This is a genomic window from Streptomyces sp. NPDC048639 (assembly GCF_043199075.1).
Classification (GTDB): Bacteria; Actinomycetota; Actinomycetes; order Streptomycetales; family Streptomycetaceae; genus Streptomyces.
Genome location: NZ_JBICVP010000007.1, coordinates 81,861 through 96,678, shown reverse-complemented (window position 1 = coordinate 96,678; position 14,818 = coordinate 81,861). Strand labels below are relative to the sequence as shown.

12 protein-coding genes are annotated in these 14,818 nt (G+C 70.8%); 8 read left to right on the top strand and 4 right to left on the bottom strand.

The features are described 5' to 3' along the window. Positions 1-188 precede the first annotated feature (188 nt). The 6 genes from ACGFNH_RS20320 to ACGFNH_RS20295 all read left to right on the top strand — a co-directional run bounded on the left by ACGFNH_RS20320 (position 189) and on the right by ACGFNH_RS20295 (position 6,574). Positions 189-1,082, top strand: coding sequence for a helix-turn-helix domain-containing protein (locus ACGFNH_RS20320; protein ID WP_393655594.1), 894 nt, complete (start codon positions 189-191; stop codon positions 1,080-1,082). A gap of 239 nt (positions 1,083-1,321) precedes the next feature. Next, a complete protein-coding gene (locus tag ACGFNH_RS20315) occupies positions 1,322-2,779 on the top strand; it encodes an aldehyde dehydrogenase family protein (RefSeq protein WP_393655593.1) in 1,458 nt (485 codons plus the stop codon). 253 nt (positions 2,780-3,032) lie between these two features. Further along, entirely contained in the window at positions 3,033-3,575 is a 543-nt protein-coding gene (locus tag ACGFNH_RS20310; RefSeq protein WP_393655591.1) for a DinB family protein, read from the top strand. A 138-nt stretch (positions 3,576-3,713) separates the two neighbouring features. Further along, on the top strand, positions 3,714-4,439 hold the full coding sequence (locus tag ACGFNH_RS20305; protein WP_393655590.1) for a PadR family transcriptional regulator: 726 nt from the start codon (positions 3,714-3,716) through the stop codon (positions 4,437-4,439). A gap of 126 nt (positions 4,440-4,565) precedes the next feature. Further along, a complete protein-coding gene (locus tag ACGFNH_RS20300) occupies positions 4,566-5,726 on the top strand; it encodes an ATP-binding cassette domain-containing protein (RefSeq protein WP_393655588.1) in 1,161 nt (386 codons plus the stop codon). Next, entirely contained in the window at positions 5,723-6,574 is an 852-nt protein-coding gene (locus ACGFNH_RS20295) for an ABC transporter permease (protein WP_393655586.1), read from the top strand. Before ACGFNH_RS20300 ends, ACGFNH_RS20295 begins: the two co-directional genes overlap by 4 nt. A gap of 489 nt (positions 6,575-7,063) precedes the next feature. Here ACGFNH_RS20295 and ACGFNH_RS20290 read toward each other — a convergent pair whose 3' ends face one another. Both ACGFNH_RS20290 and ACGFNH_RS20285 read right to left on the bottom strand, forming a co-directional pair. Next, positions 7,064-8,497, bottom strand: a complete 1,434-nt coding sequence (locus tag ACGFNH_RS20290; RefSeq protein WP_393656144.1) for a glutamate decarboxylase — start codon at positions 8,495-8,497, stop codon at positions 7,064-7,066. Between the two features lie 83 nt (positions 8,498-8,580). Continuing rightward, positions 8,581-9,867 (bottom strand): ion channel protein, encoded by a 1,287-nt coding sequence (locus ACGFNH_RS20285; RefSeq protein WP_393655584.1) that lies wholly within the window; start codon positions 9,865-9,867, stop codon positions 8,581-8,583. Positions 9,868-9,980: 113 nt separating this feature from the next. Here ACGFNH_RS20285 and ACGFNH_RS20280 point away from each other — a divergent pair, with 113 nt between their 5' ends. Further along, a complete protein-coding gene (locus tag ACGFNH_RS20280) occupies positions 9,981-10,739 on the top strand; it encodes a MerR family transcriptional regulator (RefSeq protein WP_393655582.1) in 759 nt (252 codons plus the stop codon). Positions 10,740-10,983: 244 nt separating this feature from the next. Here the strand turns inward: ACGFNH_RS20280 and ACGFNH_RS20275 are convergent, their stop codons facing one another. Next, positions 10,984-11,352: a YbjQ family protein gene (locus ACGFNH_RS20275; protein ID WP_393655580.1), complete on the bottom strand. Its 369-nt coding sequence runs from the start codon at positions 11,350-11,352 to the stop codon at positions 10,984-10,986. Positions 11,353-11,542: 190 nt separating this feature from the next. Here ACGFNH_RS20275 and ACGFNH_RS20270 point away from each other — a divergent pair, with 190 nt between their 5' ends. Further along, complete coding sequence (locus ACGFNH_RS20270) at positions 11,543-12,256, top strand: DedA family protein (protein ID WP_393655578.1); 714 nt, start codon at positions 11,543-11,545, stop codon at positions 12,254-12,256. A 401-nt stretch (positions 12,257-12,657) separates the two neighbouring features. Here the strand turns inward: ACGFNH_RS20270 and ACGFNH_RS20265 are convergent, their stop codons facing one another. After that, complete coding sequence (locus ACGFNH_RS20265) at positions 12,658-14,364, bottom strand: threonine/serine exporter ThrE family protein (RefSeq protein ID WP_393655576.1); 1,707 nt, start codon at positions 14,362-14,364, stop codon at positions 12,658-12,660. Positions 14,365-14,818: the final 454 nt, after the last annotated feature.

Here is a 14,818-nt window from a genome sequence, read left to right as displayed (position 1 = left end):
GTGCACGGCGCCGGACTTATCGCTACGCGGGTGGATTGGAACCCAATTCTCCCTGCGGCCTGATTCATGGCCTTGCCCGACGACTTCTCATCTGTGTAACCGCGCGGGCACGCAACGGAGCCCGGGGATGGCAGACTCGGCACATTGACGGTCGCAGTGCATCACCAATCGAGACGGGCAGTCGGGAAATGAGCACAGTGCAACCGGGAAGGGCGACGGACGGAGCAGGCGGGGCGAGCGGCTCGGTGGTGCGCCGCATCCTGCTCGGCTCACACCTCAGGCGCCTCCGCGAAGCCCGTGGCGTGACGCGGGAGGCCGCCGGCTACTCCATCCGCGCCTCCGAATCGAAGATCAGCCGTATGGAGTTGGGCCGGGTGAGCTTCAAGGCACGGGACGTCGAGGATCTGCTGACGCTGTACGGGGTCACCGACGAGAGCGAGCGCGACGCGCTGCTGAGCCTCGTCCGGGAGGCCAATGCGGCGGGGTGGTGGCACAGTTACGGCGATGTGCTGCCGGGCTGGTTCCAGACCTACGTCGGCCTGGAGGGCGCCGCCTGCCTCATCCGGGGATACGAGGTCCAGTTCGTGCCCGGACTGCTCCAGACCGAGGACTACGTCCACGCCGTCGTCGTCCGCGGCCAGCCCGACGCCTCCCGAGGCGAGGTCGACCGCCGCGTCGCCCTGCGTGTGGAGCGGCAGAAGCTGCTGATCGCCGAGCGCGCACCGGACTTCCATCTGGTCCTGGACGAGGCCGCGCTGCACCGCCCGTACGGGGATGCGGAGGTGATGCGCGGTCAGCTCCGCCATCTCATCGAGTTCTCCGAGCGGCCCAATGTGCGGCTGCAGATCATGCCGTTCGGATTCGGCGGTCACGCGGGCGAGAGCGGTGCGTTCACGATCCTGCGCTTCCCGGAGTCCGACCTGCCCGACGTGGTCTATCTGGAGCAGCTCACCAGCGCGCTCTACCTGGACAAGGCCGAGGACGTCGCCCAGTACGACCGGGTGATGCGGCGGCTCCAGGAGGACGGCCTGAGTCCGTCCGGCAGCCGGGACCTGCTGTCGAGCACCCTCCAGACCTTCTGAGGAGCGCGGTCCGGCACTTCCGGGAAGCGCGGTCGGGCCTCTGAGAGCTGCGGTCCGGCGCTTTCGGGGAGTGCACCCCGGAGCGCGTGAGGAGTGCGGTCCGGCCGGTCCGGCGGACCCTCGGCGTATCGGGCGAGCAGCCCCAACTCCTGCGGTGTGTCGTTACGATGACATGCCATCAGGAGCGGCACCCGTCCGCGGGCGCCCGACCGGCGCCGCGGCCTCCAGACAGGCATCGCATGTCGTACTTCGCAGAGTTGGCCCACCAGTACATCGACGGCGAATGGCGAACGGGCAGCGGCTCCTGGGACATCATCGACGTCAATCCGTACAACGGCGAGAAGCTGGCGTCGATCACCATCGCCACGACGGGCGAAGTGGACCTGGCCTACCGGGCCGCCGAGCGGGCGCAGCGCGCCTGGGCCGGCACCGACCCGTACGCCCGCCGCCTGGTCTGCGAACGCGCGCTGCGGATCGTCGAGGACCGCGAGCGGGATATCACCGAGGCCCTCGTCGCCGAACTCGGCGGCACCCGGCTCAACGCCGCCTTCGAGCTGAGCCTCGCCCAGGAGTTCCTGCGCGAGGCCGTCGCCCTGGCCCTGCGGCCCGAGGGCCGGATCATCGCCTCGCCCTCCGAGGGCAAGGAGAACCGTCTCTACCGGGTGCCGGTGGGCGTCGTCGGCGTCATCAGCCCGTTCAACTTCCCGTTCCTGCTGTCCCTGAAGTCGGTCGCCGCGGCGCTGGTCCTCGGCAACGCGGTCGTCCTCAAACCGCACCAGGACACCCCGGTCTGCGGTGGCACCCTCGTGGCCAAGATCTTCGAGGACGCCGGTCTGCCGGCCGGGCTGCTCAATGTCGTCGTCACCGACATCGCCGAGATCGGCGACGCCCTCATCGAGCACCCCGTGCCGAAGGTCATCTCCTTCACGGGCTCGGACGAGACCGGACGCCATGTCGCCACCGTCTGCGCCGCCCACTTCAAGCATGCCGTCCTCGAACTGGGCGGCAACAGCGCCCTCATCGTGCTGGAGGACGCCGACATCGACTACGCGGTGGACGCGGCGGTCTTCAGCCGGTTCGTGCATCAGGGCCAGGTCTGCATGGCCGCGAACCGCGTGCTGGTGGACCGCACGGTGGAGCCGGAGTTCACCCGGAAGTTCACCGACAAGGTCAGGGCCCTGAAGGTCGGTGACCCCGCCGACCCGGAGACCCGCATCGGGCCGCTCATCAACTCCCTTCAGGCGGAGGCGGTTTCGGCCTTCGTCGACACGACGGTCGCGGCGGGCGCGACGGTGCTGCTGCGGGGCAGCACGCAGGGGAACCTCGTGCACCCGACCGTCCTCACCGGGCTCCCGGCCGACTCGCCCGCGCTCGCCCAGGAGATCTTCGGCCCGGTCGCGCTCGTGGTGCCCTTCGACGGGGAGGAGGAGGCGGTAAGGATCGCCAACGCCACCCCGTACGGCCTGAGCGGGGCGGTGCACACGGCGGACGTCGAGCGCGGGGTGCGCATCGCCCAGCGGATCCACACGGGCATGATCTACATCAATGACAGCACGGTGCACGACGAGCCGATCGTGCCGTTCGGGGGCGAGAAGCACTCGGGGGTGGGGCGGTTGAACGGCGACGCGATGGTGGAGGCGTTCACGACGCAGAAGTGGATCTCGATCCAGCACGGACGCAGCACGTTCGCGTTCTGACAGGCGGGGGCGCCTGGTGCGGTGGGCGGAGCGGGGGAGTGGTGCGGGCGGGCGGAACGCCGCGGGCGGACGGAACGCTGCGAACTCGGGAGTTGCGGACCGTACCTGACCGCAAGCGCCCGTAGCTTCGGTGGTGTCGGAAGGCGCGGATGGGCCCGAGCCGGGTCGCTTCGACCGGACCGACCTGAACCGGCCGCACCTGACGGCCCCAGGACTTCCCCGTACGACGACGTGCCCCACGAAAGGCGGCCCCATGCCCACTCACGTACTCCCCGAGGCCGAAGGTGACGAGCGCGGTGCCCTCCTCGCCTTCCTGGAGGCGCAGCGCGGCGGAGTCCGCCGGGCCGTCCTCGGTCTGACGGAGGAGCAGGCGGCACAGAAGCCGAGCGCGAGCGAACTCTCCCTGTCGGGGCTGCTCAAGCATGTCGCCGAGACGGAGCTGGGCTGGCTCCGCAGGGCACAGCAGCGGCCCAGCGAGATCGTACGGACGCAGGAGACCTGGCTCGACAGCTTCCGGCTGCTGGACGGCGAATCCATCGACGGAATGCTCGCCTTCTGGGAGAAGACGGCGCGGGAGACCGAGGACTGGATCCGCTCGCTGCCCAGCCTCGACGACACCTTCCCGCTGCCCGAGGCCCCCTGGTACCCGCCGGCCTCGCGGGTCTCGCAGCGCTGGCTGCTGCTGCACCTGATCGAGGAGACCGCGCGGCACGCGGGCCACGCCGACATCGTCCGCGAGTCCCTGGACGAGAAGACGGCCTTCGAGCTGGTGGCGGAGGCGGGCGGCACCACCTGAGCGCCGGTGACCGGCGGGCCGCCGGTCACCTGGATCCGCCCCCGGCTTCCCCCTCCCGAGCCTGAACAGGCTGGTGCGCGGGCTACTGTGACGCCAGTGACGCCGTACGGCACGAGGGCGGATGGGGAGATACGGGCCATGTCAGCGATCCGGCTGCTGGTGCTGGGGGCGGTCCGCCAGCACGGGCGGGCTCACGGCTATCAGGTGCGCAACGACCTGGAGTACTGGGGCGCCCATGAGTGGTCCAACGCCAAGCCCGGGTCGATCTACCACGCGCTCAAACAGATGGCCAAGCAAGGGCTGTTGCTCGTCCACGAGACCGCGCCGAGCACGGCGGGCGGACCGCCGCGGACGGAGTACGAGGTCACGGACGCGGGCCAGGAGGAGTACTTCGCGCTGCTGCGCGAGGCTCTGCGGCGGCACGACCAGAAGATCGATGTGCTGTCGGCCGCGGTCGGCTTCATCGTCGACCTGCCGCGCGAGGAGGCGGTGGAGCTGCTCACGGAGCGCGTACGGCGGCTGGAGGAGTGGCGCTCGGCGGTGACGGACCACTACACGCCTGAGGAGGGCCCGGAGTCGATCGGCCACATCGGCGAGATCATGAACCTCTGGGTGCACTCGGCGGACAACGGTGCGGAGTGGACGCGCGGGCTGATCGAGCGGATCGAGGGTGGGGCGTACACGTTCGCCGGGGAGGGCGAGCCGTTCGTGGGCGTTCTTCCGGACGGGGTGGAGAACCCGTTCGCGACAGGGGATGCGGGTGGGTCCGGTGGGTCCGGTGGATCCGGTGGGTCCGGTGGGTCCGGTGGGTCCGGTGGGTCCGGTGGATCCGGTGGATCCGGTGAGGACGGCGGGGCCGGATAGGGCGGGGCCGGATCCGGCGGGTCGGGCGCGGAGCAGGATTAATCAAGTTTGACTAATCCGGGAGTCCGGGCGTACTTTCGGGCGCGATGTAGTCAAGTTTGACTACTGAAACTGGAGGCGAGCACTGTGACGGACCTCGATACCACGGTCGTCGAACCCTCGGTCGTCGTCGAAGGACTGCGGAAGACCTACGGGAGCAAAAGGGCCCTCGATGGCCTCGATCTGACCGTGCCCGCAGGCACGGTCCACGGTCTCCTCGGCCCGAACGGCGCCGGGAAGACCACCGCCGTGCGGATTCTCTCCACGCTGCTCCGGCACGACGGCGGCCGCGCGGAAGTGGCCGGTTTCGACGTACTGCGCCGGCCCCGCGAGGTCCGCTCCCGGATCGGCCTGCTCGGCCAGCACGCGGCCCTGGACGAGGAGTTGAGCGGCCGGCAGAACCTGGAGATGTTCGGGCGGCTCCACCACCTGGGTGCCCGGCGCGCGGGGACGCGCGCGGACGAACTCCTGGAGCGGTTCGGTCTCGGCGACGCGGGCCGGAAACCCGTACGACAGTACAGCGGCGGCATGCGGCGACGGCTCGACCTGGCCGCCGCCCTCATCACCGCCCCGCACATCCTCTTCCTCGACGAGCCGACCACCGGTCTGGACCCGCGGGGCAGGTCGGAGGTGTGGGACGCGGTCCGCACCCTGGTCGGCGGCGGCACGACGGTCCTGCTGACGACCCAGTACCTGGAAGAGGCCGACCGGTTGGCCGACCGCATCTCGGTCGTCGACCGGGGGCGGTGCATCGCCGAGGGCACGCCCGACGAACTCAAGTCGAGGATCGGCGGCGACCGTATCGACGTCGTGGTGCGCGACGCGGGCCGACTGGCCGAGGCCGCCTCGCTGGTGGGCGCCGCAGCGGGGACGGACGAGGTCGGGACGGACACCGACGCCCGCCGGGTCAGCGCGCCGGTGACGGACCGCATGGCGGCGCTGACGGAGACCGTACGGGCGCTGGGCGCGGCCGGTGTCGAGGCGGAGGACATCGCCCTGCGGAGGCCGACGCTCGACGAGGTGTTCCTGCACGTGACGGGCGGGGGCGAGGACGGGGGCGAGGACGAGGGCGAGGACGAGAGCGGTGGCGCTGCCGGTGTCGCGGCTCGTGGCGGGGGTCGTCGGGACACCGGGCGGGGCGGGGGAGTTGGACGCGGCGCCGGGCGGGGGCGCGGTGCCGGGCGGGGGAGCGGTGCCGGGAGCGGCGCCGGACAGGACGAGCGCGAGGGCCAGGAGGCTGCCGTATGACGACCACCACTGTTGTGCCGGCCCCCTCGGAGGACTCCACGCCCCGCCCCCTGCCGGGCTCCGTTCCGGGCCGGTATCTGACGGACTGCTGGACGATGACGCGGCGCGAACTCGCCCACTGGGCACGGCAGCCGGTGCGGATCGTCGTCGGCCTGGTCTTCCCGGTGATGATGCTGCTGATGTTCGCGTATTTCATCGGCGGCGGGATGACGATCGCGGGCGGCGGGGACTACAAGGAGTTCCTGGTGCCGGGCATGTTCGTCCTCACCATGGCGTTCGGGCTCGAAGCGACGATGATCGCCATCACCCAGGACCTCGACAAGGGGGTCGTGGACCGCTTCCGGTCGATGCCGATGGCGTCGTCCGCGGTGCTGGTGGGGCGTAGTGCGGCCGACATGCTCCAGTCGGCGCTCGGCCTGTTGGTCATGATCGGGGTCGGGCTGGCGATCGGCTGGCGATGGCAGGGCGGCGCGGCCGGGGCGCTGGGTGCTGTGGGGCTGTTGCTCCTGCTGCGGTTCGCGATGCTGTGGATCGGGATCTTCCTCGGACTCCTGGCGGGGAAACCGGAGTTGGTCCAGGCCGTGCAGATCCTGATCTGGCCGGTCGCGTTCCTGTCCAACGCCTTCTCCTCCCCGGAGGACATGCCGGGGTGGCTGGGGGCGGTCGCGGAGTGGAACCCGCTTTCGGCGACTGCGGGCGCGGTGCGTGAGCTGTTCGCCAACCCGGGCTGGGGCGGCGGTTCGTGGATCGCCGAGCACGCTCCGGAGATGGCCGTGGCCTGGCCGTTGGTGCTGCTCGCGATCTTCTTCCCGCTCGCGGTGAGCCGGTTCGCCCGCCTGAGCCGGTAGGAGAGCCAGTACGGGGTCGGGGGCGCCCGACCCCGTACTGCCCGTGTCGTGGGCCTGCTGCTGTGCACCGCCGACCGTGCATCCAGTCTTCGCAGCGTCGGTCTCGCACCGTCGGCCCCACACCGCGGCCCCACACCCCGGCGTTGGCCAACGGCCGTGCACTGCCGGTTTCGCACCGTCGGCGTTGGGAGGCCGTGCATCGCCGGCTCGCGCCGTCGGCCTTGGGTCACCGCCCTCCCGGGCCCCGGCGTCCCGGGCCCCGCCTTCCGGTCATCGGCGTTCCGGGCCCCGGCCTCCCGGGCCCCGGCCTCCCGGGCCTCGGGCCTCTTGTGCCGCGGCCTCGCATCGCCGGGCTGGCATCGCCGGGCTGGGAACCCGGCGGAGCTCTGCGGTGTAGAGAGAGTGAACGGCGCCCGGGAGGGGCGTCCGCGGTGAGGGGGCATCGTGGCCGGTCAGGTGCGTACGACAGAGCTGCTCGATCTGTGCGGTCTAGTGGTGGAAGGCGGTCGCCTGGGAGACAGGGCGGCCCAAGGGGGCGGACTGCTCCCGGAGTTCGGGCAGAAGCTGCCTCAGATCCTCCACGAACAATTCGGCGAGATCGGCGGAGAAGCCGTTGCGGCACACCACCCGCAGGACCGAGAGGTCCTGGCGGTTGGGCGGGAAGGAGTAGGCGGGCACGAGCCAGCCCTTTTCGCGGAGCCGCCGGGAGACGTCGTAGACGTCGTAGGACGTGATGTCAGGGGTCGTGGTGAAGGCGAAGACGGGCAGCTCCTCGCCGTGGGTCAGCATGCGGAAGTCGCCCATGGACTCGATGCGTTCGGCCAGCGAGCGGGCCACGTCCCGCGCTGTCTGCTGGACCGCCCGGAACCCGTCCCGGCCCAGCCGGAGGAAGGTGTAGTACTGGGCGGCGACCTGGGCGCCGGGGCGGGAGAAGTTGAGCGCGAAGGTGGGCATGTCGCCGCCCAGGTAGTTCACGCGGAAGACGAGGTCTTCCGGGAGGGCGACGGCATCGCGCCACAGCGCCCATCCCACACCCGGGTAGACGAGGCCGTATTTGTGGCCCGAGGTGTTGATCGAGGCGACGCGCGGCAGCCGGAAGTCCCAGACCAGGTCCTCGTCCAGGAAGGGCGCGATCATCGCGCCGGACGCCCCGTCCACGTGCACGGGGATGTCGAGACCGGTGCGTTCCTGGAGCGCGTCCAGGGCGGCGCACACCTCACCCACGGGCTCGTAGGACCCGTCGAAGGTCGAGCCCAGCACGGCCACGACACCGATGGTGTTCTCGTCGCAGAGATCGGCCGCTGCCTGGGGATCGATGTGGAAGCGATCGCCCTCCATGGGGACCTGGCGTGCCTCGACCTCCCAGAAGTTGCAGAACTTGTCCCAGCACACCTGGACGTTGGCGCCCATCACAAGATTGGGCCGCGCATTCCCCGGATAGCGCCTGTCCTCGCTCCGCTGGGCAGCCTCCCGCATCCAGCGCCGCTTGAAGGCCATGCCGGCGAGCATGCACGCCTCGCTCGATCCGGTCGTGGAGCACCCCATGGCCGTGGAGGGGTCGGGGGCGTTCCACAGGTCGGCGAGGATCGCCACGCACCGCTGCTCGAGTTCGGCGGTCCGCGGGTACTCGTCCTTGTCGATCATGTTCTTGTCCCGGCAGGTCCCCATGAGCGTGCCGGCTTGGGGCTCCATCCAGGTGGTGACGAAGGTGGCCAGATTCAGCCGCGAGTTGCCGTCCAGCATCAGCTCGTCGCGGACGAGCTGGAAGGCCGTACCCGGGGGCATCGGACCGTCCGGCAACCGGTGCCGGGGCGGGGCCGCCGTCATGCCTCCGACCGGATCGGCAGGCCCGAAGAAGGGATTGACCGAGAGGTGGCCCTCCTGCTCGGCGCCGGCGGGGACTGGTCCTTGGTGCAGCGACATGGTGCTCACGCCTCCCTTCGCCGCGACCATACGGGCATTTCACCCACCGGGCCCGCCCGGTTGCTGCGCCTGGCGGCGTCGCGTCACCGCGCCGCAGTCCCGTCGTCCCGCAGTTGCATCAGTGGACGCCCCGTCACCAGCAGCCAGGCCGGGAGTGCGGCAATGACCAGCAGCGGGAGGAGGGTGATTCCGGGAACCAGGACGGCCGCCGTGAACAGGCTCAGCCAACCGTGCCGGGTGACCGCCATGAGGAGGCCCAGTACCGCGCACACCACCGCGACGGCGGCGGGCACCTCGGGCACGATCGCATGGGCGAACAGCCCCAGCGCGGTGCCCGCGAAGACCGAGGGGAAGATGCGGCCGCCGCGGAAGCCGCAGGTGGAGGCGACGACCACGGCGGCGACCTTGACCGCGGCCATCAGGGCGAGCTTCCCGGCCGACCACTCTCCCGGGTCCTCCGTCAGTTCTGCCATCTGGTCGAGCCCTTTGAAGAGGGTGAGGTGCCCTCCGAGCGCCGCAAGCAGTCCCAGGACGACGCCACCGGCGGTGATCATCGCCACCGGATGCCGCAACTGCCGGAACGCCCGGTGGGCGTACGGAAACGCGTGGACCGCCGCCATGCCCAGCAGGGCTCCCGCAGCGGCGATCACCATCGCGGCCGGGATGTCCCCGAACCTGGGGCCGGTGTACGGGGGCAGCTTCACGGCGAAGGACGGCTCGGAGAGCAGCACGGTCGTGATGGAGCCCGCTCCGGCGGCCACCAGCGGAGCGAAGAGCTGGTCCCACAGCGACCGCATACCCGGTGTCCGCACGGCGCCGCCGGCGAGTGTCTCGGTGAGGACGAGCGCCGCAGCGACCGGTGTCCCGAACAGCGCCCCGATCGTTCCGGCGGCCGCGAGCGCCAGCCACAGATCGGCCGGGCTGCCCGGCGCGACCCTCCGCCCGAACCAGTAGGCCAAGGCGATGTTGGACGCGGTGATCGGGTTCTCGGGGCCGAGGCTGACGCCGCCCGCGAGAGCCAGAATGCTGGTCAGCAGCACACCCGGCACGGCTGCCACCGCCATGGGCGCCTCCACCAGTCCGGTGGTGGCCGGGTCGGGGCCGGCGTGCCCCGGAACCTTCCAGACCACCAGACCGACCACGAGACCGGTAGCGGTCAGGACGGCGAGCATCCAGCCGACCGACCAGCGGCCGATGCCCAGCGTTCCGGGCAGGGTTGTCCACAGCAGATGCTCCAGCCCCTCGGCCACCTCCTCCACTCCGATGAGCAGAAGGCTCGACCCGACCCCGATCGCCAGCGCGGGGAGGGAGAGCCGGAGCAGAAGTCGCGGGCCCTCCGGGGGTGACTGCGAGGCGGATTCCGTGACCACTGCCACACCATAAGGGGGCAAAGAGAGCAAACCATCCGAGAAACTCGGGGGTTGCACCTCACGTGGCGTGAGGACTCAGGCTGAGGAGCGCACAAGGAAGGAGCGCGGAGACGATGAGCTACTCCGTGGGACAGGTCGCCGGCTTTGCCGGCGTGACGGTGCGCGCCCTGCACCACTACGACGCGATCGGGCTTCTCTCCCCGAGCGCCCGCAGCCACGCGGGCCACCGGCGCTACGACGACGGTGACCTCGACCGGCTGCAGCAGATCCTGTTCTACCGGGAGCTCGGCTTTCCCCTCGAAGAGGTCGCGGCCCTGCTCGACGATCCCGGTGCGGACCCGCAGGAGCACTTGAGGCGCCGGCACGGTCTGCTCACCGCACGGATCGAGGAGCTGCAGAAGATGGCCGCGGCCGTCGAACACGCCATGGAGGCACGGAAGATGGGCATCAACCTCACACCGGAGGAGAAGTTCGAGGTCTTCGGCGACCATGACCCGGACCAGTACGCGGCCGAGGTCGAGGAGCGCTGGGGCGACACCGACGCCTACGCGGAGTCCCAGCGCCGGGTCACCTCCTACACCAAGGAGGACTGGCAGCGGATCAGGGCCGAGCAGGAGGACTGGGGCAACCGCTTCGCCGCGGTCATGGACTCGGGCGAAGGCCCCGGGTCGGAGCCCGCCATGGACCTCGCGGAGGAGCACCGGCAGCAGATCTGCCGCTTCTACTACGAGTGCAGCTACGAGATACAGACCGGCCTGGCGGAGATGTATGTGGCCGACGAACGGTTCACCGCCACCTACGAAGCCATCAAGCCCGGCATGGCGCGGTTCCTGCGCGACGCGATCCTCGCCAACGCCGCCCGCCACGCCTGACCGCGCGGAGCGGGCGGGGGAGCGCGTCACGGTACGGGGACCGGCAGGCTTCGCGGAACCGAACGGGGCCGTGCGGTTTGGCATCACCGAAAGGGGGCGCTCGGCCTTGTGTCACCGGGGGGCGCGTCACGGTACGGGGCCGCTCGGCCGGCGTCACCGTACGGGCCGTGTCCGCCCCTGCGTCACCGACGGGCCGTCCGCCCCTGCGTCACCGTACGGAGGGGCGCCCGGCCCCGCGTCCGCCTCAGGACTGCGGGGCCAGCACCACGGCCGTACCGTACGCGCACACCTCGGTGCCCACGTCCGCGGCTTCGGTCACATCGAAGCGCATCATGAGCACCGCGTTGCCGCCGCGGGCCCTGGCCTGCTCCACCAGGCGCTCCATGGCCTGGTTCCGCGTCTCGACCAGCGTCTTGGTGAGGCCCCGCAGCTCGCCGCCGACCATCGACTTGAGTCCGGCCCCGATCTGACTGCCCAGGTGGCGCGAGCGGACGGTCAGGCCGAAGACCTCACCGATGACCTGCTGGACGTGGTAGCCCGGCACATCGTTCGTCGTCACCACCAGGACGTCCGCCCCGGTTCCCTGGCCGCCGCCGTACTCGTCGATGCTCATTGCATCCACCTCCTGTCGAGTAGCGTCGCGTGACGGTGGGGCGGGCGCACGTCGGGAGCGTCCGGAGCGGCTATCCGGAACCGGGGGCACTCCCCCCGCGTTGATAGCTTTGGGCGGCATCTCCACCCAGCCCCGACCTGTGCCCGGGCCCCGCTTGTGCCTGCGCCCATGACCCAGGAGCCTGTCAACCGTGACCACCCTTGCGCTCGGCCCCAGCTGGCTGGACCCGGACTACCTGATCAACACCTTCGGGATCATCGGCATCCTGACGATCGTCTTCGCCGAGTCGGGTCTCCTCATCGGGTTCTTCCTGCCGGGCGACTCCCTGCTGTTCACCACCGGCCTGCTGGTGGTCACGGACAAGCTGGACACCCCGCTCTGGCTCATCTGCACGCTGATCGCACTCGCGGCGATCGCCGGTGACCAGGTCGGCTATCTCTTCGGCCGCAAGGTGGGACCGGCACTGTTCAAGCGCCCCGACTCCCGCTTGTTCAAGCAGGAGAACGTGGAGAAGGCCCATGAGTTCTTCGAGAAGTACGGCCCGAAGTCCCTGGTGCTGGCGCGTTTCGTGCCGATCGTGCGGACCTTCACGCCGATCATCGCCGGTGTGAGCCGGATGAACTACCGCTCCTTCATCGTGTTCAACATCATCGGCGGCGTGCTGTGGGGTGTCGGGGTCACGGTGCTCGGCGCGGCCCTCGGGCAGATCGACTTCGTGCACGAGCACATCGAGGCGATCCTCATCGGGATCGTGCTGATCTCGGTGCTCCCGATCGCGATCGAGTTCCTCCGCGCGCGCTCCAAGTCGAACAAGTCGAAGGCAGGCGACGACTCCGCGGCGGCGCACGCGGAGTCCGGCGACACCCCGCCGCAGGGCCAGCGCGGCCGTCACGCCAAGCGCTGAGGACCACAGGACGACTGAAGCCCGCTGAACACAGCTGACGACGGCTGACGACAGCGAAAGGGCCGCCCGTTCCCGGGCGGCCCTCCGTCTTGATACCCACGTCGGATCCCGCGCCGTCTTGATACCCACGCCGGATCCCGCGCGCCGTCTTGATACCCGGGCCGGATCCCGCGCCGCCTTGGGATCCCACGCCGGACCCTGCGCCGCCTTGATACCCGCGCCCGATCCCGCGCCGCTTCGGGATCGCGCGCGCGGCTTCCGAGTCCGTCCGGCCGACCAGACGGACTGGACCGACCTGACCGACCCGACTGCCCCGACTGCCCCGACCGACCGACCGACCCGACCGACCCGCCGGAACCCGGTGTCCGGCAGGCCCCTGCCCCTTTGTCGGCGCCCCGCCGCTAGAAGCCGCGGGTGCGCTTGGCGCCTCGGCGGGCCTTGGCCTCGGTGGCGCCCGGCGCCTGGATGAAGAGGCGGGCCACCTCGCCGCCCAGGTTCACGCCGATCGCGATGGCCAGCGCCAGCGCGGCCGCCTGGGTCAGCGAGGCAATGCCGGCGTTCAGGTCCCCCTGGGCCAGCCGCAGCAGCCCGAAGTACGTCGCACTACCGGGCAGCAGCGGCCCGATCGCCGCCGTGACGTACGGGAGCGCCGACGCGTAGCGGTAACGCGAGAGCAGTTGCCCGAAAAGACCGACCAGCCCGGCAGCCACCGCGGTCGACGCCACAGGATTGATGTCGACCGTGTAGTGCAGCGCCCCGAAGACCACCCACGCGACACCGCCGTTGAGTGTGGCGATCAGCACGGTGTGCCGTTCCTGCTGGAGCAGCACCGCGAAGGCCACCGTCAGCAGCATCGCCGCCAGGATCTGCAGCACCGGACGCTGGGTCATGCCCAGCGACTCCCCGGGCTGCAGCTTCGCGTCCAGCTGCAGGCCGCCGTACAGCACGATCAGCACGCCGCAGACGATGCCGACGATCAGGTAGCAGACCTCGAGCAGACGGGCCGAGGCGGTGATGTAGTAGCCGGTCAGCCCGTCCTGGACGGCCGCGACGAGCGCCCGTCCCGGGATCAGGGCGAACAGGCCACCGGTGACGACCGCCGACGCCTTCACATCCACATGCGCCAGGCTCAGCGCGACCCCCATCGCGGCCGGCGGCATCGCCGCGACCACGAAGTGGTAGAACTCCGGCAGTCCGCGCGACGATGCGCGCCACGCAAGCCGGTCGCCCAGCATCGCGCCGATCGCGGCCAGGATGAACACCAGCCACGTACCGCCGACGAGGATGCTCGCCGCGCCCGCCAGCGTGCCGCTGGCCCCGGACAGCGCCCACTTCGAGTACGGGTGCCGGTTCCGGCGGATGTCGACGAGCCGTCGGTAGGACTCTTCCAGCGAGACCTCGACGTCGTCGGAGCAGATGTCGTCGACGAGGCGGAAGACCGCGGACAGCCGGGTGTAGTCCGTGCCGCGTCGCCGTACGGTCCTGCTCGCCGTGACGGGGTCGTCGACCAGCGACGGCTGGTACGACACCGACAGCAGCGTGAAGGTGACGGTCGGCTCGACACGGTCCAGGCCGTACGCGTGGGCCACGCCGAACATGGCCGCCTCGACGTCCTCGGCTCCCTCGCCGCCCGCCAGCAGCAGTTCGCCGATACGGAGCGTCAGGTCGAGGATGCGCGGTACGGCGGGGCCGGTTTCACCCTCCGGCCGCTCGGTCCGTTCGGGAACCGGCCGCTCGGCGATCGGCATGCGCAGCATCGTGCGCATCCGGTCCTGCCAGGGCGTCTCCTTGGTCAGCCGGACCACGGGCATGCCGTGCGGCGGCGTGAACGCCGGGTAGCCGGAGAGCTGCCGTATCTGCGCCTGGGCTCCCGTCCCGGCGGCGGTGTGCCCGCCCGGCGGGGCGAAGGCCGAACCTTCCGGCTCCGACGCCTGCTCGGCCGCCAGTCCGCTGGGCACGGCGAACTCCGAGGTCGGGTGTTCGTCCTCGGGCGGAGGGGGCAGGGGGACGCCGGACGGAGGAGTGAAGGCGCTGTGCGCCTCGTCCGAGTGCGGTTTGCGGTCCTCGAGTTCTGTATCGGGACCGGTCCGCTTCTGGGCCGCGACCACTTCGGTCGGTTCCTCCTGTCCTGTCCTGTGCTGTCGGCTCGTCGGCCGAGGGGCGTTGGCTGTACCGGCCGGTCCGTTGGGCCGGGCCGGGCTGTGCTGTTCGGGTGTTTTCCGTGTGCCGGTACGCGTGCCGGTTCTTCGTGCACGTACGCGTGCCGGTTCTTCGTGCACGTACGCGTGCCGGTTCTTCGTGCACGTACGCGTGCCGGTTCTGCTCCCGCATCCGCGCCGGCCCTCGTACCCGTTCCGCGTACCTGCGTTGGCCTTCCCGGCCACCATGCCGCATGCCCGCCCGGAGCGACTGTCAGGCCTGTCCACCGGGGGGACGCGCAGCAGTCGGGGGGGGGCCCCCCCCCCGGGGGGGGGGGCCCCCCGGGGGGGGGGGGGGGGGTGTGGGGGGGGGGAGGGGGTAAAAACCCGCGGGGGGAGGCGGGGAGAGAAAAAAAAGAAAAAA